General features: G+C 39.9%; 21 protein-coding genes and 1 tRNA gene. 12 read left to right on the top strand and 10 right to left on the bottom strand.

Annotated features, from left to right (window positions below; translation table 11 throughout):
* Positions 1-48 precede the first annotated feature (48 nt).
* From ACSHZO_RS07190 to ACSHZO_RS07180, 3 genes are all read right to left on the bottom strand, one after another.
* Positions 49-702 carry an HD domain-containing protein gene (locus ACSHZO_RS07190; protein ID WP_298246840.1) on the bottom strand — a complete coding sequence of 218 codons (654 nt, stop codon included), beginning with the start codon at positions 700-702 and terminating at the stop codon, positions 49-51.
* A gap of 2 nt (positions 703-704) precedes the next feature.
* Positions 705-1,436, bottom strand: a complete 732-nt coding sequence (locus tag ACSHZO_RS07185; protein WP_295180612.1) for a lysophospholipid acyltransferase family protein — start codon at positions 1,434-1,436, stop codon at positions 705-707.
* Between the two features lie 95 nt (positions 1,437-1,531).
* Entirely contained in the window at positions 1,532-1,942 is a 411-nt protein-coding gene (locus ACSHZO_RS07180; RefSeq protein WP_141876506.1) for a BrxA/BrxB family bacilliredoxin, read from the bottom strand.
* Positions 1,943-2,124: 182 nt separating this feature from the next.
* On the opposite strand from ACSHZO_RS07180, the gene ACSHZO_RS07175 reads away from it, so the two are divergent.
* Positions 2,125-2,859: a TerB family tellurite resistance protein gene (locus tag ACSHZO_RS07175; RefSeq protein ID WP_298246839.1), complete on the top strand. Its 735-nt coding sequence runs from the start codon at positions 2,125-2,127 to the stop codon at positions 2,857-2,859.
* Here ACSHZO_RS07175 and ACSHZO_RS07170 read toward each other — a convergent pair.
* Positions 2,856-3,329 (bottom strand): thioredoxin family protein, encoded by a 474-nt coding sequence (locus tag ACSHZO_RS07170; RefSeq protein WP_298246838.1) that lies wholly within the window; start codon positions 3,327-3,329, stop codon positions 2,856-2,858. The genes ACSHZO_RS07175 and ACSHZO_RS07170 overlap by 4 nt on opposite strands.
* Position 3,330: 1 nt before the next feature.
* The gene (locus tag ACSHZO_RS07165; protein WP_298246837.1) at positions 3,331-5,631 is read right to left on the bottom strand and encodes a TonB-dependent receptor; all 2,301 of its coding nucleotides are present in this window, start codon (positions 5,629-5,631) and stop codon (positions 3,331-3,333) included.
* 97 nt (positions 5,632-5,728) lie between these two features.
* Here ACSHZO_RS07165 and ACSHZO_RS07160 point away from each other — a divergent pair, with 97 nt between their 5' ends.
* Genes ACSHZO_RS07160 through ACSHZO_RS07150 form a run of 3 tightly spaced genes read left to right on the top strand, consistent with a single transcriptional unit; the run spans position 5,729 to position 7,697 of the window.
* Positions 5,729-6,385, top strand: a complete 657-nt coding sequence (locus tag ACSHZO_RS07160) for a metal-dependent transcriptional regulator (RefSeq protein WP_298246836.1) — start codon at positions 5,729-5,731, stop codon at positions 6,383-6,385.
* A gap of 1 nt (position 6,386) precedes the next feature.
* Positions 6,387-7,208 carry a ZIP family metal transporter gene (locus ACSHZO_RS07155; RefSeq protein ID WP_295180601.1) on the top strand — a complete coding sequence of 274 codons (822 nt, stop codon included), beginning with the start codon at positions 6,387-6,389 and terminating at the stop codon, positions 7,206-7,208.
* A gap of 48 nt (positions 7,209-7,256) precedes the next feature.
* Positions 7,257-7,697, top strand: a complete 441-nt coding sequence (locus tag ACSHZO_RS07150) for a hypothetical protein (protein ID WP_298246835.1) — start codon at positions 7,257-7,259, stop codon at positions 7,695-7,697.
* On the opposite strand, the gene ACSHZO_RS07145 is transcribed toward ACSHZO_RS07150, so the two are convergent.
* From ACSHZO_RS07145 to ACSHZO_RS07130, 4 genes are all read right to left on the bottom strand, one after another.
* Entirely contained in the window at positions 7,698-7,856 is a 159-nt protein-coding gene (locus ACSHZO_RS07145) for a hypothetical protein (protein WP_298246834.1), read from the bottom strand.
* Between the two features lie 35 nt (positions 7,857-7,891).
* On the bottom strand, positions 7,892-9,994 hold the full coding sequence (feoB, locus tag ACSHZO_RS07140; RefSeq protein WP_298246833.1) for a ferrous iron transport protein B: 2,103 nt from the start codon (positions 9,992-9,994) through the stop codon (positions 7,892-7,894).
* Between the two features lies 1 nt (position 9,995).
* On the bottom strand, positions 9,996-10,226 hold the full coding sequence (locus ACSHZO_RS07135) for a FeoA family protein (RefSeq protein ID WP_026914792.1): 231 nt from the start codon (positions 10,224-10,226) through the stop codon (positions 9,996-9,998).
* A 74-nt stretch (positions 10,227-10,300) separates the two neighbouring features.
* On the bottom strand, positions 10,301-10,972 hold the full coding sequence (locus ACSHZO_RS07130; RefSeq protein ID WP_298246832.1) for an SCO family protein: 672 nt from the start codon (positions 10,970-10,972) through the stop codon (positions 10,301-10,303).
* Positions 10,973-11,123: 151 nt separating this feature from the next.
* Here ACSHZO_RS07130 and rseP point away from each other — a divergent pair, with 151 nt between their 5' ends.
* From rseP to pncA, 7 genes are all read left to right on the top strand, one after another.
* Positions 11,124-12,440 (top strand): RIP metalloprotease RseP, encoded by a 1,317-nt coding sequence (rseP, locus tag ACSHZO_RS07125; protein ID WP_298246831.1) that lies wholly within the window; start codon positions 11,124-11,126, stop codon positions 12,438-12,440.
* A 231-nt stretch (positions 12,441-12,671) separates the two neighbouring features.
* Positions 12,672-12,745 (top strand) — tRNA-Asn (locus ACSHZO_RS07120).
* 312 nt (positions 12,746-13,057) lie between these two features.
* On the top strand, positions 13,058-14,263 hold the full coding sequence (locus ACSHZO_RS07115) for a porin (protein WP_298246830.1): 1,206 nt from the start codon (positions 13,058-13,060) through the stop codon (positions 14,261-14,263).
* Positions 14,264-14,333: 70 nt separating this feature from the next.
* On the top strand, positions 14,334-16,577 hold the full coding sequence (locus ACSHZO_RS07110; protein ID WP_298246829.1) for an inorganic phosphate transporter: 2,244 nt from the start codon (positions 14,334-14,336) through the stop codon (positions 16,575-16,577).
* A 356-nt stretch (positions 16,578-16,933) separates the two neighbouring features.
* Complete coding sequence (locus tag ACSHZO_RS07105) at positions 16,934-17,428, top strand: hypothetical protein (RefSeq protein ID WP_298246828.1); 495 nt, start codon at positions 16,934-16,936, stop codon at positions 17,426-17,428.
* A 130-nt stretch (positions 17,429-17,558) separates the two neighbouring features.
* Complete coding sequence (locus tag ACSHZO_RS07100) at positions 17,559-18,968, top strand: nicotinate phosphoribosyltransferase (RefSeq protein WP_298246827.1); 1,410 nt, start codon at positions 17,559-17,561, stop codon at positions 18,966-18,968.
* The gene (pncA, locus tag ACSHZO_RS07095; RefSeq protein ID WP_298246826.1) at positions 18,968-19,579 is read left to right on the top strand and encodes a bifunctional nicotinamidase/pyrazinamidase; all 612 of its coding nucleotides are present in this window, start codon (positions 18,968-18,970) and stop codon (positions 19,577-19,579) included. Before ACSHZO_RS07100 ends, pncA begins: the two co-directional genes overlap by 1 nt.
* Here the strand turns inward: pncA and ACSHZO_RS07090 are convergent.
* Positions 19,576-20,352, bottom strand: coding sequence for a THC0290_0291 family protein (locus tag ACSHZO_RS07090; RefSeq protein WP_298246825.1), 777 nt, complete (start codon positions 20,350-20,352; stop codon positions 19,576-19,578). The two genes, pncA and ACSHZO_RS07090, sit on opposite strands and share 4 nt — an antisense overlap.
* A 201-nt stretch (positions 20,353-20,553) precedes the next feature.
* Between ACSHZO_RS07090 and gdhA the strand changes: the two genes are divergently transcribed.
* Positions 20,554-21,897, top strand: a complete 1,344-nt coding sequence (gdhA, locus tag ACSHZO_RS07085; RefSeq protein ID WP_298246824.1) for an NADP-specific glutamate dehydrogenase — start codon at positions 20,554-20,556, stop codon at positions 21,895-21,897.
* Positions 21,898-21,946 lie beyond the last annotated feature (49 nt).

Raw genomic sequence — 21,946 nt, 5'->3', positions numbered from 1 at the left:
CTGAAGGAAATTAATTAATTAAAGGTCGATACAAAAATGTGTCGGCCTTTATTTTTTACCTTCCCATTCAGCATAAAACTGGTCAAGGAAATTTTCCATAAAAGCATGACGCTGTTCTGCGATCTTTTTAGCAGTAGTTGTATTCATGCGCTCTTTCAGCAACAGCAGTTTCTCATAAAAATGATTGATGGTAGGAGCCAGAGAAGCTTTATATTCTTCTTTGCTCATATTAAGGTTTGGTTTGATCTCAGGATCGTAAAGTGGTCTGTTTTTAAAGCCGCCATAATTAAAAGTTCTGGCGATTCCAATGGCACCAAGCGCATCCAGCCTGTCGGCATCCTGAACAATATCAAGTTCCATAGATCGAAATTGCTGCTGTACATTTCCGCCTTTAAACGAAATATTCTCAATGATCATTACCACGTGATCTATGATCTCTTCTGAAACCTTCTGAGTTTCTAAGAATTCTTTGGCCTTCGCCGGTCCTACCGTATCATCTCCGCCATGAAATTTAGAGTCGGCAATATCATGTAGCAAAGCGCCTAATTTTACGACCAGAAGATCTGCTTCTTCAGAAGCTGCAATATTCAGACTATTCTTATAAACTCTTTCTATATGAAACCAGTCGTGACCTCCTTCAGCATTATGCAATGTTTCCTTTACATAAGCGATCGTTTGGTCTATCAGCAATTCTTCGGTCATAGTTACTTGATATCTGCGATAATGGTTCTTTCAATTTTAGCAATAAGACTTTCAGCATCCATAGAGGATATTTCTATTGGGTCATGTGCTTTTAAGGTCATATTTACGCCAATTCCCATCGGGAAATTTCCGTATTTGAATAGTTTCCAGGAGTTATTGATGGTAATTGGAACTACGAGTGCTTCCGGATTCTTTTTGAAAAGCATCAACATCCCGTTTCTTCGAAATTCCTTGGGTTCGCCAGTTCTACTGCGCGTTCCTTCAGGAAATATAACAGCAGAACGTTTGGTGGTTTTTAGATAATCTCCAAAAGCCGACATTTTTTGAAGCGACTCTCTTCTGTTCTTGCGATCTATCAATACTGAACCACCATGTCTTAAATTGAAGGAAATACTTGGAATACCGTGACCTAATTCTTTTTTACTAACAAATTTGGGATGATGTTTCCTGAAATACCAGATGAGTGGCGGAATATCATACATTCCCTGGTGGTTGGAAACAAAGATCACCGTACGATCTGTAGGTATATTTGCAGGTTTCTGAATATCAAAAGTAGTTCCCAGAAGATTCAGGCAACGTAAGAGGAAGAGATTGAAGATATCAACACTTTTTTTATGTGCTTCATATCCTCCAAGTTTCAGGCATACCCACTGGATAGGATGAAAAAGGAGTAAATTCAGAAAAAAGAAGAAATAGAAAATTACCGTAAGCGGGTAAGCAAGAATTTTTTCCATAGGCTATAAAAATACCAAAAATAGCGAAATCTAGAACTGAGGTATAAAAAAACCACGCAGGAAACTGCGTGGTCTTAAATTATATTAGGTGATTCTTAGCAGAACTCATTATAAGCTCCAATAAGATTTTCAGCGATCATATCTGCAGGGCGACCTTCAATATGGTGACGCTCTAGCATGTGTACTAATTCACCGTCCTTAAACAAGGCCATAGATGGCGAAGAAGGAGGGAATGGTACCATAAGATCTCTCGCTTTGTCTGTTGCTTCCTTATCGACACCTGCAAAAACAGTTACCAGATTATCTGGTTTTTTGCTATTCTGTAAAGACATTCTAGCTCCCGGTCTTGCGTTCGCTGCTGCACAACCACAAACAGAATTCACTACTACCAAAGTAGTTCCCTTCTTTTCCATAGCCTGCTCAACATCTTCTACTGTGTGTAATTCTTCAAAACCAATACTAGTAAGATCCTCTCTCATTGGTTTTACTAAATCTGCTGGATACATATATCAATTCTTTTTATTAAACTTTATTGAGGCACAAAGGTACCAAATTTAGTTCAGCTTACATATCTCAAATTACTATGTCCTAATAGGTTCAGTTTATGACCTATTCAAAGCGAACTCATGAAGCCAATTATAGATTACAACACTAAAATGTTATCTTAGCGGCTAAAGAAAATTGCCCAATGATTAAATGGCTTGCCGCAGTTCTGGGATACATGTACTTCAGGTTTCCCGGTGCTATTCTTGGATTTATAGTAGGTTCCCTGCTGGATAATTACATACGCACCTCTGGTGGTCTGTTTAAATCCATGGCTGGGGGACAGAAGCAAACAGTTTCACCCGGAGATTTTGAACTTAATTTACTATCATTAAGTTCCATTGTGATCAAGGCAGATGGGAATGTCTCCCAGCAGGAACTTGATTATGTTCGCGCGTATTTTATTCAGGCCTACGGAAAAGAGCGTGCGAATGCCACTTTTCGAACTTTTAACGAAGTAGTTAAGAACCGTCAGGTTTCGGCTTATAATATTTCCAGGTATCTAGCTGCACGAACAAAATATCCTACCAGGCTTCAAATCATCCATTTTCTCTTCGGAATAGCCCAGGCCGATGGTCATGTGAGTGAAGCTGAAGCAAACGTCATCAGGGAAATTGCCGGTCATCTTCAAATTGGAGCCCGGGATTTCGAAAGTATCAAGGCGATGTTCTTTAAGAGCACCACCAGCGCTTACACGATCCTGGAGATCGAGAAATCTGCAACAGATGCTGAAGTTAAAAAGGCTTACCGCACCATGGCGAAAAAATACCATCCAGATAAATTAGGAGATATGGATGAAGCCTATAAAAAAGGAGCTGAAGAGAAATTTAGAAAAGTGCAGGACGCCTATGAACAGATCCAGAAGGAACGCGGACTTTAATTCTCCAGTATTTCCAGAAACTGCTCCTTATTGAGATATTGAAAATACCTTGCTTTGGCTTTAAAATCCTGATCCAGAAAGACCGTTGCTGGTAGCGAAAATGGCCTGTTTTTTCGTCTGGCCATAAGCAAAGCGATCTGGTGAACCGGATTTCTTCGGTTTAGCCGTTCATTGATAAACACCTGATTCCCAAAGCGGACAGTATCCTCACTTTCCACATCAAATTTTACTGCGTAATAATCTTTCTTTAATCGCTTCTGAACCACTTCGGATGAAAAAACTTCTTCATCCATTCTTTTGCATGGCGCACACCAGTCGGCATAGAAGTCAATGAAAACCTTTTTCGGTTTTAGCTGAAGGGAATCGTATAATTGTTCAAAAGTGAGCCATTCTACTTCAGACCTTTTTTGTGCGGAAGTTTCCGTAGAAAGAACAAAGAGGAGAGCAGCAAAGATTACCGAAAACTTCATATTATAAAGATTCTATTTTGAGACCTACAAAAATAGAACGCGGATTCCCGGGACTATAAATATAGTTACTGTCACGGTTCTTGTCGATATCAAAATCGTCCTGGTAAGCATTGGTGACGTTCTTTACGCCACCAGAGATCTCCATATTAGAATTGACTCTCGACAGCGGAATGTTATACCCCAAACGCAAACTTAGCTCTGCAAAACTTGGAGTAATGTCATATTCGTCTATATCCTGTCCGGTTCCTTGCCCGGCAAAGTGCACGATATCCATCTCTCCTGTATAGACAAGGTTAGCACTTGCATTAAAGCACTTTCCGGGAGTAAAGGTTAAGGTTGCGTAGCCATAATCATTCGGTGTACGAAGAAAGTCTCTTTTCGCTTCCAGTCCTTCTATATTTTTAACAGGTTCTTCAAACTTGCTGGATTGCAAAGTTAATCCTGCTTCCAGTTCAAACAGGTAATCAAAATTAGCTCTGGTTTCCAAGGTAAATCCTTTCACAGTTGCGCCCGCACCATTACGTTTTTCAAAACGCTCACCAAACTGATCTTCTCCTAATGGAAAAAGATAGAATGCATCATTCAATTTCGTGTAGAAGCCTTCCAGGGTATAACCCCAGATAAAATGCTCGGTAGCTCGATCGTAATTGATAGAGGCCGTAAAACTGTTACTTCGCTCTTCAAAAAGATCTTCGGCTAAAGAAATCCGGGAAATTCCGCCCCCGGCAAATGCGATGTGCAGATCTGTGTCGAAAGCCTGAGGAGCTCGGAAACCTGTTCCCCAACCTACTCTAAACTGCGTGGTTTCTTTTAGTTTATATAGAAGAGATAGACGCGGACTCACAATCGCATCATCTACCAGATTGTGTTTATCGACTCTAAAACCTGATAGGAAATTTAGGTTCTCAGTGACATCCCAGTCATTTTGAAAGAACGCTCCAAAATTCCGGGTCGTTTGATCGATGAGGTAATTGTAAGAAGGGATGATATCGTACACATCATCATATACGAATTCTGCTCCCGTGGTAAATGTCGTGGTTCCACCCAAAAAATTATCGATTCGCTGATTAAATTGACCGCCTCCCTGATGCGTTTCCACTTCTGAAGTTCCGTAAGGAGGGTTGGCAAAAAATTGCTGTTTTTCAATTTCGTCATCGGGAATGATCCCGGTATAATGATCACGCTTTGTAGATTGACCACCGTAATAAAGAATAATTGAACTCTTGTCATCATTAAAATTAACCTGGTAATCCAGGCTTCCCATAAGCACGTTATGAGTTCTCTCTTCACTCTGTTGAGCAAGATATGCGGAGCCTTCCACCATTTCACCGCCATAACGGTATTCATATAAACTGCTCAGGCTTAAATTGATCTTGGAATCTTCGGTTGGGAGATAAAAAGAATTGACCGCGAAAGCATTGTCTTTAAGTTCGGGCAATTCAGAGTAGTTATCGCCATTCGCATCGTATAGTTCCCGCGTTCTGCGATTAACGAAAAAATTTGCTCCCGCTTTATAATCCTTAGAGACTACCGTAGCGTTTCCATTTAGAACATCCTGGTTGGCTTCACCATCAATATTCTCCAGGGTGTAGCTGAGGCTATAGGAGTTTTGCTTCGGAATTTTGGTGATCACGTTAACTGTCCCTCCAATAGCGCTGGAACCATATAATGCCGAAACTCCGCCGCGAACAACCTCTATACGTTCGATCATGTTCACCGGAATTTGTTCCAGACCATATAAACCGGTTAACGGACTAAAGATTGGACGACCGTTCACCAGGATCTGTGAGTATCCGCCTTGCAATCCATTCATTCTTAGCTGGGTGTAATTACAAGTCTGGCAATCTTTTTCGATTCTTAATCCCGGCCGAAAGCGCAAGCCGTCTGAAAGATCTGTTGCCACTACCTGTTCCAGGGTTTCACTGTTGATAAGATTTACGATCACCGGAGAATCTGTTCTTCTTTTGGCAGTTCTGGTCCCGGTAACCACAATTTCGTCCAGTCCGTTTGGATCCATCTCCATCTCAATGTTCAGAGTCTTTTTCTCCTGTTCGAGCTTGATATTCCTGTAAACTGTCCTGAAGCCCTGGGACTTTACGATGATCTTATACTCACCAGCAGGAAGCTTCAGGCTATAAGCACCATTTTCATCAGCACTTGTACCATAATTTTCATCTTCAGTATAGATACTGGCAAATGCTACGGTACCTTCAGAGGAATTAATAGTTCCGGTGATTTCAGAACCCTGGGCAAAACTGGAAATTGATATAATTCCGAAGAGGAAAAAAGATATAAACCGCATTATTTTTTTTACGAAGATATAAAACATATTTAGACGGGACTAAAAAATGGATTTATTGAATAAAAAATGTATTTTTGGTGCTATTAAAATGTATTTTATGTTTAGCTTATCTGAAGAGAATTATCTCAAAGCCATATTTCATCTACAGAATTCCTATAAAAATGGGGTGAGTACGAACGCGCTCGCCGAGGAAATGCAAACCAAAGCCTCCTCGGTGACCGATATGATCAAGAGACTTTCAGAAAAGAGCCTGGTGAATTACAAGAAATATCAGGGGGTAAAACTTAGTGAAGCGGGTAGGGCTGCCGCGATAGAAGTGATTCGAAAACATCGATTATGGGAAGTATTTCTCGTGGAAAAACTCAATTTTAACTGGGATGAGGTGCATGAAGTGGCCGAGCAGCTGGAGCATATTAAGTCTGAAAAGCTAACTGCAGAACTTGACAGGTTTCTGGGATTCCCACAGCGAGATCCACATGGAGACCCAATTCCAGATTCAGACGGCAATTTTTCTGTAGCTAACCGTGTCTTACTATCTGAACTTAAAACTGATGAAACCGGGATTTGTGTGGGAGTGAAAGATTCCTCTACAGAATTTCTACAATACCTGGACAAGAATAATATTTCCCTGGGAGCGACCGTAAAGGTGAAGCAAAAGGAGGATTTTGATCAATCAATGTTGATCGAAATGGATGATAATGAATTGATGATCTCAAACCAGATCTCAGCCAACTTATATATAAAAACAACTTAGAATGGAAGCATTAATTAGCTATTTCGAACAATTGGATCCGGTACTTGCAGCATTATATGCAACCCTTTTTACCTGGGGACTTACGGCATTGGGAGCATCGCTGGTTTTCCTGTTTAAAGGAATGAACCGTGCTTTCTTTGATGGAATGCTGGGTTTTACCGGTGGCGTTATGGTAGCGGCAAGTTTCTGGAGTTTGCTGGCTCCCGGAATAGAGATGAGTCCTGGCGAAGGATTTGAAAAGACCATACCGGCCTTGGTTGGATTTGGGCTGGGAGCACTGTTCATCTTTGGACTTGACAAGGTTTTACCGCATTTGCACGTAAATTTTAAAATGAGTGAGGCTGAAGGGGTTAAAACTCCGTGGCATAAATCTGTATTATTAACGCTGGCGATCACCCTGCACAATATTCCCGAAGGTCTTGCCGTAGGTGTCCTGTTTGGTGGTGTTGCGGCTGGTTTTGAAGGTGCCAGTATTGGTGGTGCGGTAGCTCTGGCCATTGGTATTGGACTGCAAAACTTCCCGGAAGGATTTGCGGTAGCCATGCCATTAAGAAGACAGGGATTGAGCCGATGGAAAAGTTTTAATTACGGTCAGCTTTCTGCGATTGTAGAACCTTTTGCGGCGGTACTCGGTGCCTGGGCAGTAATGACCTTTGAACCAATATTACCATACGCCCTATGTTTTGCTGCAGGTGCGATGATATTTGTTGTGGTTGAGGAAGTGGTCCCGGAAGCACAGCAGGGTGACTTTACCGATATTTCAACCCTTGGATTTATTGGAGGTTTCATGGTCATGATGACGCTGGACGTAGGTCTCGGTTAGTATTTTGCAACAGGAGTAGTTTGCGATCGTCTTTTTTAAAAAGGCGATATGCGATTTCTCATTATTTTTATGGCATTATATATTTCTTTTCAATCTACTGAAAAAGATATTACAACTTCAGAAACTAAAGAACAGAAACCGGAAGTAGAATTGAATGTCTTTTCGGCATCGTTGTGCCTAGGGGATGAGCTTAATTTTGGAGACCGCCGGATAAAATTCAGGGAAATCATTTCAGATTCCAGGTGTCCCAGCAATCCTATCGTGATGTGTATCTGGGCAGGACAGGTGCGAGTAAAAGTAGATGTCTATGAAAAGCGAAAGTTTGTTGGGAGTGTGGAATTTTCAGGTACTCAATCAATAGACCATCTTTTTGCTAACTCGAAAGAATTAAAGATAAGCCTGGTAAATGTCAAACCTTATCCAGTGAATCCTGGTAAGATTCCTGCGGAAAATTATATGGTAAGTTTTCGGCTTACCGAAGTAATGTGATTAATCACTACAGCCACAACCGGAAACTCCGCAAGCAGCAGCGCTATCCTTCTTTTTGGAACCGCCAACAAAGGAAGGCTTCCAGATAAAGCGCGTGACCACATAACCCAGAGCTATCAAAAAGGTAATTAAAACCAATATTTCCTGAAGTATTTCCATATCAATTCAGTCGTTTTATAATTCTAAACTTACTTTTATTTCAGTACCTGGAACGCGATAAGTGCGACCACATAAGCAAAAGCAGTCATGATCACCAATTGTAAAACAGGCCATTTCCAGGTATTTGTTTCTCGTTTCACGATGGCCAGCGTACTCATACATTGCATCGCAAAGGCATAAAAAAGCAATAAGCTTATACCACTAGCAAATGTAAATAATGGTCCACCCAACACAGGGTTGGTTTCTGCTGCCATTCGGTTTTTGATGGTTTCCTCTTCGTCACTTCCCACACTATAGATAGTTGCAAGGGTTCCAACGAAGACCTCTCTTGCAGCAAAAGAACTTATGATCGCGATCCCAATTTTCCAGTCGTAACCTAATGGAGCAACGGCAGGCTCTATTCCGCGTCCCATAATACCTATATAGGAGTTCTTCAGCTTATAAGAAGCAATTGCCTCCTCTACACTTTCATCTTCTACATTCTCGTTGTTCTCATACTGAGCGGTGACAATCTCTTCAGCATTGTTGAAATCATCTCCGGGACCATAACTGGCCAGCACCCACAGAATTACAGAAATAGCTAGAATGATCTTTCCGGCGCCAAAAACAAAAGATTTCGTCTTTTCAACCACATTGATCGCAACATTCTTGGCCATAGGAAGCTTATAATTAGGCATTTCTATGACGAAGTAAGATTTTGTACTGGTCTTTAATATTTTATTCAGTAACCACGAGGAAAAAATAGCCATTCCGAAGCCGAGCAAATAAAGGATCATCAAGGTTAATCCCTGGTAATTGAAACCAAAGAAACTCTCGTTTGGAATTACCAATGCGATAATGATAAGATAAACCGGTAATCGAGCAGAACAGGTGGTAAAGGGAACAACTAAAATAGTGATCAGTCTTTCTTTCCAGTTCTCAATATTCCTGGTAGCCATTACTGCCGGAATTGCACAGGCCGTTCCCGAAACCAAAGGCACTACACTTTTTCCACTAAGACCAAAACGTCTCATGATGCGATCCATTAAAAAGACCACGCGGCTCATATAGCCCGATTCTTCCAGAATGGAAATGAATAGGAATAAAAATGCGATTTGCGGAATAAATATCACGATCCCTCCAAGCCCGGGAACGATCCCTTCTGAAATTAAACTGGTAAAAGATCCCGGCGGCAGCGTGTTTTTCGTCCATTCGCTTAGCGAAGCAAATGCAGCATCGATCATATCCATTGGGTAGCTCGACCAGCTATAGATCGCCTGGAAAATTAGAAGTAAGATTCCGAAGAAAATAACATATCCCCAGACCTTATGAGTTAAAATACGGTCAAAACGGGAACGAAGATCTGTAGCTGCATTCTTGTCTACGGTCATCGTCTCCTTCAGCACACCGTTGATGAACTGATATCTTAAAATTGTTTCTTTTTGCTGAAGTCTCTTCAGGTCACTAACAGATTTTGTATTAAAATCTGAACTTCGGTTGATCTCACCACGGTTTATATTTCCGAAGTTAACATCCTGAGTGATTACCAGCCAGAGTTTGTATAAAGATTGATTAGGAAAGGTCTTGCGTAAGTTTCCGAAATATTCAGGATCGATCACAGATGCATTTACACAGGGATCTACCGTCATATGACGAAAGTTGATGATTAATTCCTTTAGCTCTTCAATACCCATGTTTTTACGGGCACTTACAAGCGCGATCCTGGTCTTTAAGCGTTCTTCCAGTAATTTAATGTCCAGGCTAATCCCCTTTCGATCCATCCTGTCTGCCATGTTAATCGCAAGAATGGTAGGAATTCCAAGGTCTTTGATCTGGGTGAACAACAGTAAATTCCGCTTAAGATTTTCGACGTCACTCACTACAACGGCAACATCTGGATAATCTTTATCGTTTTTATTGAGAAGCAGTTCTATGACGACATTTTCATCTACAGAACTGGCGTTTAAACTATAAGTGCCTGGAAGGTCAAGAATATGAGCTTTTAATCCACGTGGAAGTTTACAGATCCCTTCCTTTTTCTCAACGGTGATCCCGGGATAATTCCCAACCTTCTGGTTGAGTCCGGTAAGCTGATTGAAAACAGAGGTCTTTCCAGTATTGGGATTTCCTATTAAAGCAACATTAATTTGCTTTCCCATATTAGCCTATTAATTCGATTTCTATAAGCAAAGCAGTTTCTTTTCTAATGGCCAGATGACTTCCATTTATGTTTAAATACATAGGGTCATGAAAAGGCGCAGTTTGAACAAGTTCTACTTCATTTCCAGGAAGGCAACCCATTTCGAGCAATTTCAGGGGGACCATATCTGCAGAGAATTCTTTAATGATTCCACGTTGGCCTCGCCTAAGATTTGCAACCGTCACCTTCATTTTTATTTAGATTGATTTTAAACAAGGCAAAAGTAATGGAATTTGGCCCAATACAAAAGATTAGCCTTAAATAATTAGCGATCCTCTTTCTTCAATATTTCAATATCGTGCATGAGATCTTCTATAGCTTCCGGCTGCGTACCGTCGTAAAAACCTCTAATTTGTTTCTTTTTATCTACCAGCACGAAATTTTCAGTATGAATCATATCGTATTTTCCACCATCGCCGGTGGATTTAGTAGCCAGGTAAGATTTACGAGCCAGATCATAGATCTGCTTTTTATCACCCGTCACCAGGTTCCATTTTTCATCGAGCACACCTTTTTCTACGGCATATTCTTTTAGGACAGGAACGCTGTCGGTTACAGGAAATACAGTATGGGAAAGTAGTAAAATGTCCTCATCATCTTTAATTTTTTCCTGGATCTCGATCATATGATCTGTCATGATCGGGCAAATGGTAAGGCAGGTGGTAAAAAAGAAGTCGGCTACATAGATCTTATCGTCATAAAAATCTTCAGTAATAGTATCCCCATTTTGGTTTACGAGTTTAAAATCTGCGATCTTATGATATTTTCTAACAAATTGAACGGTGGTATCCACCAGTTCAGCATTCACCATATCTGGTTGAAAAACGGGTAATCGCTCCTCAGGTTTTAGTAAAGTATAAATAAAATACATGATGATGACCGAGAGAACAGCCAGTACAATGGCAAACGGTTTATAGCGGGCAAAGAACTTAAGCATTGGCGCAATTTTTTACAAAGTTATGGCCTGAGCTTCAATTAGTCCAATTTCTTCTGCGGAATTTTTCAAGGTGGATTACTAGATCAAACTAAACTTTCCTAGATGCTTTTAAAAACTTACTTTTGTGCGATTTAAAATTTGAAGTTAGCTGATGGATCCATTTTTAGTAAAAGCCATACAATTAATATTAAGCCTTTCCTTACTTATTGTTCTCCACGAATTAGGTCATTTTATTCCGGCCAAATTATTTAAAACCAGAGTTGAAAAATTCTATCTCTTCTTTGATGTGAAATTTTCTTTGTTTAAAAAGAAATTCGGGGAAACGACCTATGGAATTGGTTGGTTACCGCTTGGTGGATATGTAAAGATCGCGGGGATGATCGATGAGAGTATGGACAAGGAACAAATGTCTAAACCTCCACAACCCTGGGAATTTAGAAGCAAACCGGCATGGCAGCGATTGATTATTATGCTGGGTGGTGTAACTGTAAATCTTGTTCTTGGTTTTCTTATTTACATGATGATCATGTTCGTTTGGGGATCTGCTTACGTAGGGCCAGATGAAATGCCAGATGGATTTGCAGTGATCGATGATTTCAAGGAATATGGTTTCGAAGATGGAGACAGGATTCTTGAGGTAAATGGAAATGAGTTCCAGAATAGCCTGGATATCAATAAGCATCTTTTTATGAGAGATGTTCAGAATATTACTGTATTACATCAGGATGGTTCAGAAGAAACTATTGAGGTTCCGGAAGAAATAGGGACACAGATGTTCGAAAAAGGAGTAATGCAGCCATTTGTTCCAATTCAGTCTGCAGTCCTTGATACGGTAATTGCAGAGCATGCAGCATCAAAGGCAGGTCTTAAAAAAGGCGATAGTATTATTAGTCTGAATGATGTTGAAATTGGTTACTGGCACGAAATCGCTCCTGCTTCCTTTGAAAACAAGGAAAAGACTATAGAAGTTGTTTTTGAACGAAATGGGGAAATTATGAGCACAGAGGTCACTCCAGATGAGGATGGGTACCTGGGTGTTGGACCAGCCTCAGAGATTGAGATCAAACGCAATAAGTACGGTCTTAGCGAAAGCATAAGCAAAGGATTTGATTACGGTTACTGGACATTAAGAGATTATGTGTACCAGTTCAAATATGTATTTACAAAAAAGGGAGCTACGCAACTTGGAGGATTCGGAGCCATTGGAGGTTTGTTCCCAGATTCCTGGAACTGGTTCGGGTTCTGGAATACCACGGCCTTACTTTCAATTATCCTTGCATTTATGAATATCCTGCCAATTCCTGCACTGGATGGTGGACATGTGATGTTTCTGTTGTATGAAATGGTTACAGGTAGAAAGCCAAATGATAAGTTTATGGAGATCGCCCAGATGGCTGGTTTCTTCTTGTTGATAGCGCTGGTGCTTTATGCAAATGGAAATGATATCTACCGCTGGTTATTTGAATAATCTCTGCGGAAGAATTTATAGTATAAAACAGTCCTTTTGGGCTGTTTTTTTGTTTAGTAGTATCTGTAGAAATATAAAATCCATCATTACTGAAAATTTTATCGATCTGTAATTAATTGACTTTCTGAAGGATTCGTAATTAAAGAAAAATTCTTCGAAAAAAATCTGAAATTTGTTTTGACAGCATTTAAAAATTGATTTATATTTGCAACCGCTTTCAAAGCAAAACATTCCTCCTTAGCTCAGTTGGTTAGAGCATCTGACTGTTAATCAGAGGGTCCTTGGTTCGAGCCCAAGAGGAGGAGCAACAAAGCCATTCGTTTTTCGAGTGGCTTTCTTGTTTTTAGTACTTTCCTCTCTAATCCCATTTTTAAACTTAATTTAATATAAGCGTGACCTTAAAGAGACATCGCTGTACTTTCTTTGTGCGTACAAAAGCACACGAAAATCGTATAAGTTTTTGTCGACTCTACATAATAGTGTGCGAGGCTGTCCTGTAAAAACAGGGCAGCCTTTTTTTATTAACTTGGACCAACCTCAGGTTTAACTCTTGGGAAACATTCAGTTAACATAAAGTCTGTTTCTTTGTCGCCGACAAAAACTTATAATACGATTTAATGAAGACTAGATTCAGCACACTCGTTTTGTGCCTGTTCGTCGCATTGGGACTTGAAGCTCAGGAAATAAGTGACACAAAATTTGGAAAAGGCCTGCTTAATTTTACCGCAAAGGATAGTTCCTTTAGCGTGAAATTTGCGCCAAGGTTTCAGTTCAGATCTCATACTACCTGGAATCACGATGGAGAAGAGTACATGGATCCAGAGCAAAATTTCCTGATTAGAAGAGCAAGACTAAAATTTGATGGATTTGCTCTTACGCCAAAACTGGTTTATAAGATTGAACTTGGTCTTTCGAATAATGATATTTCCGGAGCCAATCAGTTTACATCTAATTCACCACGGTATATTCTCGACGCAGTTCTTAAATGGCATTTCCATAAGAACTTCGAACTATGGGCGGGGCAGACCAAACTTCCTGGAAATGTGGAAAGGGTTATTTCTTCAGCGAGTTTACAGCTTATAGACCGATCTATTGTAAACAGCAGGTTCAATCTAGATAGAGATATTGGACTTCAGCTACATCATAAATTCAAACTGGGAGAAAAATTCGTGATCAAAGAGAAGCTGGCGTTTTCGCAGGGCGAAGGACGAAATATAACCAGTGGTAGCCAGGGAGGAATGGAATACACAGGAAGAATTGAGCTTCTGCCTTTTGGAGAATTTCTTGAAAAAGGAGATTATTTCCAGGCAGATCTTGAACGAGAGCCCTCTCCTAAACTAATGCTGGGAGCAGTTTACGATATTAATAATGATGCCGTAAGAACGAGAAGTAACCTGGGAAGTTTTATGTTGCTGGAGGATGGGACACTTTACGAAACTAACATCCAAACGTTTTTCCTGGATGCAGTTTTTAAATACCGCGGACTTTCAGTAATGGCAGAATATGCCTATCGCGATGCAGAAGATCCCATTGCCAGGATTCAGGGAGAAAATCAGGCAGCTGAGTACAGGGTGCTGGAAGGGCAGGGAATAAACTTTCAAACTGCGTACCTTTTCAGAAGTAATTATGAAATTGCAGCTAGATACTCAAGAAACGACTATTCCGATATTATCGAAGTGGATGATGTCGAACAATACACTCTGGGAGGATCCAAATATATTGTAGGACATAAGCTAAAGATACAGGCAGATATCAATTATTCGAAACAAGCTGGAATAGAGGATTTTATATCATTTAGAACAGGCTTCGAATTTCACTTTTAAAATTAACAATTAGGTAACAGTAAATCCACGATTTGGTTGGATACTTGCACCGCTTTTTAAACTCAATAAAATGGAAAATATTTACTTGTTGATGCTGGTTGCATTAGTGGTTCTTGCCATTGCCGATTTGGTGGTTGGAGTTAGTAATGACGCCGTAAACTTCCTGAACTCTGCGATTGGTTCCAAAGCGATCACATTCAAAACGATCATGATCGTGGCCAGTGTAGGTATCTTTATTGGTGCTGTTTTTTCCAGCGGAATGATGGAGGTAGCCAGAAAAGGTATTTTTATGCCCGGTCAGTTCTATTTTGATGAGATCATGATCATATTTATGGCTGTTATGATCACAGACATTCTCCTGCTGGATTTTTTCAACACACTGGGAATGCCAACTTCAACAACAGTATCCATTGTCTTCGAATTACTTGGAGCAGCGGTAGTAATGGCGCTTATCAAAATTGGAGCTTCAGATACTCAAACGCTGGCAGATCTTTCCTCTTACATCAATACAGATAAAGCAACCGAGATCATATCCGGAATATTTCTATCTGTAGTCATCGCATTTACTATAGGAGCATTGGTGCAGTGGTTGTCCCGCCTAGTGTTCACGTTTGAATACGAAAAGAAAATCAAGAATTTTGGTTCTATTTTCGGCGGAATCTGTCTTGCAGCCATCAGTTATTTCATCATTTTCAAAGGGATGAAAGGAACTCCTTATTACGATAGTTTTAAAGATATACTTTCTACACAGGTTTATGCTGTGATTGCAGTTAGTTTCCTGTTCTGGACACTTTTCAGCTATTTATTTATGAAGATCTTTAAGAAAAGTATCCTGATCTTCGTGATTGCAGTAGGAACATTTGGTCTTGCGCTTGCATTCTCTGGAAATGACCTGGTGAACTTTATTGGGGTTCCAATGGCGGCTTACCACTCTTATGAAGCCTGGGCAGCGTCTGGCCAGATCTCTACGGAATTCTCAATGGAGGTATTACGTGATAAAGTACCGGCAGAACCAATCTTATTATTTATCTCAGGTGCTATTATGGTGCTTACCCTTTGGTTTTCGAAGAAAGCAAAGACTGTAGCTGAGACTGAAATCGGACTTTCCAGACAGGGACATGGAACCGAAAAGTTCGATCCAAATATGCTTTCCCGTGCTCTAGTAACAGGAACTACCAAGCTAGCTGATACTTTTAGAGTAATTATTCCTGGTGGAATGCGTAGAAAGATTGGTCGCAGTTTCAACAAACCCGATGATATACTTATAGGGGATAAAGCTGAAGAACAACCTGCTTTTGATATGATCCGTGCAGCGATCAACCTTACTGTAGCCGGTGTATTGATCTCTATCGCTACTTCCTATAAATTACCATTATCTACTACCTATGTGACTTTTATGGTGGCTATGGGAACTTCATTGGCAGATAAAGCCTGGGGTAGAGAAAGTGCTGTTTATCGTGTTGCCGGAGTTTTAAAAGTAATTGGAGGTTGGTTCTTCACTGCATTTAGTGCCTTCTCGGCTGCAGGAATTTTAACCTATATTATTTTCCTCGGAAAAGGACCTGCAATTGCCATTCTATTAATCGCAGCTATAGGACTACTTGCCAGAAACTATATCTCACACAAGAATAAGGAAACTGCCAAAGCCGATAAATCTGGCCTGAAGAAATCTGAAAGTAAGACCGTTCAGGGGATTATCCTCGAAAGCGCTGATAATATTTCAAATGTTGTAAGCAGATCCAATAAGATCTTCTCTGATACCTTTGCTGGCTTATCCAAACAGGATAAGAAGAAGCTGAAGAAGAGTAAGAAGGGAGTGGAAAAACTTGAATCTGAGATCGAAGATTTAAGAGACCAGATATTCTTCTTTATCAAAAGTCTTGATGAAACCAGCGTACGTGGAAGTAGTTTTTATATTTCTATCCTTGGACACCTTACAGATATCGCTCAATCACTAGAGTATATTTCCAAGAAAAGTTACAAGCATGTGAATAATAACCACAAACCACTTCGATATAATCAGCTTTTAGATCTTAAAGAGATTGATGATATTTTAAGCGAGTTGCTAACAGAGATTGAAGTAATCTTTAATAACAGGGAGTTCCAGGATATAAGTGGAGTCGTTGCTAAAAAAGATGTAGTGCTGCAGAGGATTTCTGAAAAGATCGAAAAACAGGTGTCAAGAACAAGAACTGAAGAATCCAGTCCAAAGAACACGACCTTGTACTTCAACTTATTGTTAGAGACCAAAGACCTGATGAAAGCGATCATGAGTCTTATGGAAGAATACAATTCCAGTTACAAAAAGGTATAATCATAACGTTTTACTCACTCAAAAAGCCACATTTTCTAAATGTGGCTTTTTTTTTATAGTAAAAACCTATTTACAGGCTTAAACGTTATAAAAACCTGATTTCTAGTTTACTATCTATTTTTACTGGTTTATAGTACGTTAAACTTCGGGAATCAGCATATGAACGATACTTATGGAAATCCGTACAAACGCTGGTTTTTCATCGGTCAATTTTAGTATTTAGCCGGTTTCTCAGAGCTTTAATTCACAAACTTAAGTTAGCGTTTTACTTTCCTTCGGAAGAGCTGTTATAATTTTCTAATTTCACCAAACCCCAAACTACTTCGGCTTCAGCTTGCTGTAATCGAACCACCAATATGAAAATTTTAAAGGATGTATTCTCTGAGTACGTCAGGACCCCAACTTTTTTAAAGTTTAAGGATTCCCGAGCTATTTTACTCCCAGTAATCGCGTTTGTGTTGACTTTATTGTCAAGCTGTAATCCCGTTGCACTTGTAAATCCTGATAGTTATAGTGAGAAATGGGAAAATACCTATGTGTGGTTCTCACCTTCAGATCTTAGTACTATTTACGTCTCCGGAAATGGAGATCCTGAAACTGCTTTACCTGTTCCAAACGATTCCGACTATCTAATAGAATGGAGTAAAAAAGGGGAGGTCTATGAGCTAAGGATCACTTCGTATTACCAGGATATTGATTTTGCCTGGTTCGATGGATATGATGCTGAGAATAATTCCGAAGAAATTCCGTGGATACAGGAAGGAAATACTTTAGAGCTGATAAGCGAAAAACTACTACCTTCTGAAAATGGCAGGTATCGTATTTCCCTCTCAGATGATCTGAAAGATTAAGCTTAACTAATATATTGCATTCCCGCGATCAAGATAAATTCTCTAAGTTCCGGGCATGAACTCGTAAATTTGGTAAATTTGTGATCAACGATCATTCAACTAGAAGTTAGATCGTACTCAAGAATTTACTATGAATCAATTTACCGCTACTTATACAGACCAGTACCAGTTGTCCATGGCTCAGGTCTATTTTAAAAATGGACAGAAAGACCAGCAGGCAGTTTTTGACTATTATTTTAGAAAACTACCATTTAAATGTGGTTACGCGATCTTTTCAGGACTAGAGGATCTTTTGGAAATTTTGTCGAAGCTTCGATTTTCTGAAAATGATCTTCAGTTTTTAAAAGAACAGGGTTTTGAAAAGGATTTTCTTGAATATCTAAAGAACTTCCAATTCAAAGGAAAAATCTATTCAGTAAAAGAAGGTGATATCGTATTTCCAACCCGCCCGATCTTACAGGTAGAGGCAAGTATCATCGAGGCTCAGATTATCGAAACCATTCTTCTGAATTTACTGAATTTTCAAACACTTATAGCTACCAAGGCAAGCCGTATGCGTTTAGTGGCTGGAGATGCGACTTTGCTGGATTTTGGATTAAGGCGTGCCCAGGCTAGCGGAGGATATTTTGCTACCCGCGCCGCAATCATTGGAGGTTTTAACGGGACAAGTAATGTAGTCGCTGGAAAAGATTTTGATATTCCTGTTTCTGGAACAATGGCGCATTCTTTTGTGCAAAGCTATGATGATGAATTGACGGCTTTCAGGGACTTCGCTGAAGGTCGTCCTGAAAATTGTGTACTTCTTGTAGATACCTATAATACACTGGAAAGCGGTATTCCTAATGCGATTAAAGTCGCAAAGGAGATGGAAGGTCGTGGACAAAAATTAATGGCGGTCAGGCTTGACAGTGGAGATCTTAGTTATTTCGCCAAGGAAAGCAGGAAAATGCTCGATGCTGCTGATCTTGATTATGTGAAGATAGCAGCTTCGAATCAGTTAGATGAGCATGTGATAAAAAGTTTACTGGAACAGCAGGCTCCCATTGATATTTTTGGAGTGGGAACAAACCTGGTGACTGGCGATCCTGATGGTGCATTGGATGGGGTTTACAAACTGGCATTTTCCGCAGGTAAACCAAGGATAAAAATTTCAGAAAGTATTATTAAGATCACTCTGCCACATAAAAAACAGGTTTTCAGAATAAAGGATGAGAACGGGAAGTGTATTGGAGCAGATGCAATTGGCCTGTACCATGAAGATAAAATCGAGGAAATGCATCATCCATTCGAACCTTACAAATCTATGAATCTTAAGCAATATAAGCAAGAAGCTTTGCTGGAGCTGGTGATGGATGATGGTAAGGTGCTGCAGAAAAAAAGAAGTCTTAGTGAAATTTCGGAATATAGTATCTCAAGACTTTCAGAACTACCAATAGAATATAAACGTTTTAATAATCCGCATATCTATAAGATCGGGATTAGCGAAACGCTGAAAGATGAACGGAATCAGTTGATCAAAATGCAGAAAAATAAGATATAATGAAGACGCTTGTTCTTATAGATATTCAAAATGATTTTATGCCGGGCGGTGCACTCGCTGTAGAGAAGGGTAATGAAATAGTTCCTTTGGTTAATGAACTTCAGAAAAAATTCGATCTCGTTATTGCTACACAGGACTGGCATGCTAATGGACATTCCAGTTTTGCCTCAGCTCACCGGGATGCAAAGGTTTTTGATCTTATTAAACTAAACGGACTCGACCAGGTGCTATGGCCAGATCACTGCGTTCAAAATACACCTGGCGCGGAATTTCATCCAGAGCTGGATACCAATCGCATTGAAACGATTTTCAGAAAAGGTACAGACCTGTCGATCGATAGCTATAGTGGATTTTATGATAATGCACATTTAAAGTCTACTGGACTTTCAGGATACCTGAAGGAGAAAGGTGTACAGAATGTATATTTCGCCGGTTTGGCAGGAGATTATTGCGTAGCCTACTCGGTTCTGGATAGTATAGCGGAAGGTTTCAATACGACACTCATCGAAGATGCCACCAGGGCAATTGATAAGGAAGGTTTTGATCAAATGAAACTGGAAATTCTTAGAAAAGGTGGAACTATTTTGAACTCCGCTGAACTGGAATTCTAGAAGTCCAGGTAGTAAATATAACCTACATTGAACCAGAGTACAAAGTCATTAAACTTATTCTGCGGTCCCTGTACATCCAGGCCTTCCAGCTTGTCGGTATCATAATAAGTAGCTCTGGCTTCCAGTTGCAGATCGCTGAATCTACTCAGTCTATACCGTAGCCCTGCACTTCCAAGAATGGCAAAGGTATTTCCTGGTTCCAGGAAGAGTCCGTCTTCAAAAGTATTAAAAAGTACTTTAGGACTATCCAGTGGGCCAAGATCTGAATACGCTGTAGGTCTATAATGTACAAAATGAACTCCCAGGGAGATATAGGGAGCGAAAAGGTAACCAAAATCTCTTGCATTTTTTATTCCTAAAAAATGGTATTCTAGAGAGGTTCCTGCTTCAATAACTTGAGTTTCTCCATGCATTGCGCGGAGTTGTTGTCCTCCCAAACTATTTTTTTCTGCCACCGGACCATAATGGTCCAGGTTAGATCTTAAATAATCGATCTCATTTCTAATTCTGAAATACTTAGTAAACCATAAGCTGGTAGGCCGGCAACTGCATTCAGGTTTAAAGGCAAAATTCATATAATGAACCAGGCCAACACCAAAACCACCATTGTCCAGATTATTTTTCACATTCCAGCGTTCCCCGTAATCGGTGAAAAATCCGGCAGGCCCGGCGATCACGCCAACTTCATTTGAAAAACTAAGCTGTCCCGAAGCATTTTCAGAATAGCCCAGGATAATAATGAAGAAAAGAAGAAAAACCTTATTGATATTCATTGAATGCAGCTTGCAACGTTAGCAAATATAGCAAAACTACGCTAACACAATATTTATAAACTGCCTGCGAACAAAGGGGTGGAAAGTAAAAGTTAATTTTATATGAAATGACAGAATGAATCCAGTAATCCTTATAGAATATTTATATTTGCTGCATAATTTGGACAAAAAATTTATAATTTAATAATAGCGCCAGTCATTATGGAAAAAAATGTCAAAAATTTCCTGGAAAAGGTGTCAACCAGAAACCAGAACGAGCCAGAATTTATGCAGGCTGTTCACGAGGTGGCTGAAACCGTAATTCCTTTTATTGAAAATAATAAAAAATACCAGAACAAAATGCTTCTGGAGCGTATGGTGGAGCCAGAAAGGGTTGTGATGTTTAGAGTGCCTTGGCTTGATGATAACGGGGATATACAGGTGAATCGTGGATTCAGAATCCAGATGAACTCAGCAATTGGACCATACAAGGGAGGTTTGCGTTTTCATCCATCGGTAAACCTTAGTATTCTTAAGTTTCTTGCGTTTGAGCAGACTTTTAAAAATAGCCTTACAACACTTCCTATGGGTGGTGGTAAAGGTGGTTCAGACTTTGACCCGAAAGGAAAATCTAATAATGAAGTGATGCGTTTCTGCCAGAGCTTTATGACTGAATTACAAAGGCACATTGGTGCTAATGCTGATGTACCAGCTGGTGATATTGGCGTTGGTGCTCGTGAGATAGGTTTCATGTTTGGCCAGTACAAAAGAATTCAGAATGAGTTTACAGGAATTTTGACCGGTAAAGGCCTTAGCTACGGTGGTTCTTTGATTAGACCTGAAGCTACAGGATACGGGAACGTATACTTCGCTCAAAATATGCTGAAAACAAAAGGAGAGAAGCTAGAGGGTAAAACCATAGTAATCTCAGGTGCTGGAAACGTTGCACAGTATGCTGCGGAAAAAGCTACTCAGCTTGGAGCTAAAGTAGTTACCATGTCAGATTCTGGAGGATTCATCTACGATAAAGATGGTATTGATGCAGATAAACTTCAGTTTATCATGGAACTTAAAAATGAGAGACGTGGTAGAATTAGTGAATATGTAGATCAATATTCTGGAGCTGAATATCACGAAGGTAAAACTCCATGGGATATTAAATGTGATATCGCATTGCCATGTGCAACTCAGAATGAATTAGATAAAGAAGATGCTCAGGCATTGGTCAGTAATGGCTGTATGTGCGTAGGAGAAGGGGCTAATATGCCATGTACTCCTGAAGCAATCGAGGTTTTCCATAAAGAAAAGATATTGTTCTCACCAGGAAAGGCTTCTAACGCCGGTGGTGTTGCAACTTCAGGACTGGAAATGTCTCAAAATTCCATGCGTTATAACTGGACTTCAGAAGAAGTAGATAAAAAACTTCACGAGATTATGAACGATATTCATGAAAAATGTGTAGAATATGGTACTACTGAGGATGGTTACGTAGACTACGTAAAAGGAGCGAACATTGCAGGATTTGTAAAGGTAGCAGACGCTATGCTAGCACAGGGTGTTGTATAGTTAAGCATACAAAAAATAATACTAAAGCCGCTGAAAAGCGGCTTTTTTT

Source organism: Christiangramia sp. 3-2217-3z (assembly GCF_051195275.1).
GTDB classification, from domain to species: Bacteria; Bacteroidota; Bacteroidia; order Flavobacteriales; family Flavobacteriaceae; genus Christiangramia; species Christiangramia marina.
Note: the sequence above shows the minus strand (reverse complement) of the source record. Positions and strands in the feature narration are given on the sequence as shown.

What these genes read in the sequence shown, in the direction of transcription:
- ACSHZO_RS07160 (WP_298246836.1), top strand. Translation starts at nt 5,729, where the DNA reads ATGTTTAGCTTATCTGAAGAGAATTATCTCAAAGCCATATTTCATCTA.
- ACSHZO_RS07170 (WP_298246838.1), bottom strand. Translation starts at nt 3,329, where the DNA reads ATGAAGTTTTCGGTAATCTTTGCTGCTCTCCTCTTTGTTCTTTCTACG.
- rseP (WP_298246831.1), top strand. Translation starts at nt 11,124, where the DNA reads ATGGATCCATTTTTAGTAAAAGCCATACAATTAATATTAAGCCTTTCC.
- ACSHZO_RS07150 (WP_298246835.1), top strand. Translation starts at nt 7,257, where the DNA reads ATGCGATTTCTCATTATTTTTATGGCATTATATATTTCTTTTCAATCT.
- ACSHZO_RS07190 (WP_298246840.1), bottom strand. Translation starts at nt 702, where the DNA reads ATGACCGAAGAATTGCTGATAGACCAAACGATCGCTTATGTAAAGGAA.
- ACSHZO_RS07130 (WP_298246832.1), bottom strand. Translation starts at nt 10,972, where the DNA reads ATGCTTAAGTTCTTTGCCCGCTATAAACCGTTTGCCATTGTACTGGCT.
- ACSHZO_RS07110 (WP_298246829.1), top strand. Translation starts at nt 14,334, where the DNA reads ATGGAAAATATTTACTTGTTGATGCTGGTTGCATTAGTGGTTCTTGCC.
- ACSHZO_RS07165 (WP_298246837.1), bottom strand. Translation starts at nt 5,631, where the DNA reads ATGCGGTTTATATCTTTTTTCCTCTTCGGAATTATATCAATTTCCAGT.
- ACSHZO_RS07135 (WP_026914792.1), bottom strand. Translation starts at nt 10,226, where the DNA reads ATGAAGGTGACGGTTGCAAATCTTAGGCGAGGCCAACGTGGAATCATT.
- ACSHZO_RS07145 (WP_298246834.1), bottom strand. Translation starts at nt 7,856, where the DNA reads ATGGAAATACTTCAGGAAATATTGGTTTTAATTACCTTTTTGATAGCT.
- ACSHZO_RS07180 (WP_141876506.1), bottom strand. Translation starts at nt 1,942, where the DNA reads ATGTATCCAGCAGATTTAGTAAAACCAATGAGAGAGGATCTTACTAGT.
- ACSHZO_RS07100 (WP_298246827.1), top strand. Translation starts at nt 17,559, where the DNA reads ATGAATCAATTTACCGCTACTTATACAGACCAGTACCAGTTGTCCATG.
- ACSHZO_RS07105 (WP_298246828.1), top strand. Translation starts at nt 16,934, where the DNA reads ATGAAAATTTTAAAGGATGTATTCTCTGAGTACGTCAGGACCCCAACT.
- ACSHZO_RS07155 (WP_295180601.1), top strand. Translation starts at nt 6,387, where the DNA reads ATGGAAGCATTAATTAGCTATTTCGAACAATTGGATCCGGTACTTGCA.
- pncA (WP_298246826.1), top strand. Translation starts at nt 18,968, where the DNA reads ATGAAGACGCTTGTTCTTATAGATATTCAAAATGATTTTATGCCGGGC.
- ACSHZO_RS07185 (WP_295180612.1), bottom strand. Translation starts at nt 1,436, where the DNA reads ATGGAAAAAATTCTTGCTTACCCGCTTACGGTAATTTTCTATTTCTTC.
- ACSHZO_RS07175 (WP_298246839.1), top strand. Translation starts at nt 2,125, where the DNA reads ATGATTAAATGGCTTGCCGCAGTTCTGGGATACATGTACTTCAGGTTT.
- feoB (WP_298246833.1), bottom strand. Translation starts at nt 9,994, where the DNA reads ATGGGAAAGCAAATTAATGTTGCTTTAATAGGAAATCCCAATACTGGA.
- ACSHZO_RS07090 (WP_298246825.1), bottom strand. Translation starts at nt 20,352, where the DNA reads ATGAATATCAATAAGGTTTTTCTTCTTTTCTTCATTATTATCCTGGGC.
- ACSHZO_RS07115 (WP_298246830.1), top strand. Translation starts at nt 13,058, where the DNA reads ATGAAGACTAGATTCAGCACACTCGTTTTGTGCCTGTTCGTCGCATTG.
- gdhA (WP_298246824.1), top strand. Translation starts at nt 20,554, where the DNA reads ATGGAAAAAAATGTCAAAAATTTCCTGGAAAAGGTGTCAACCAGAAAC.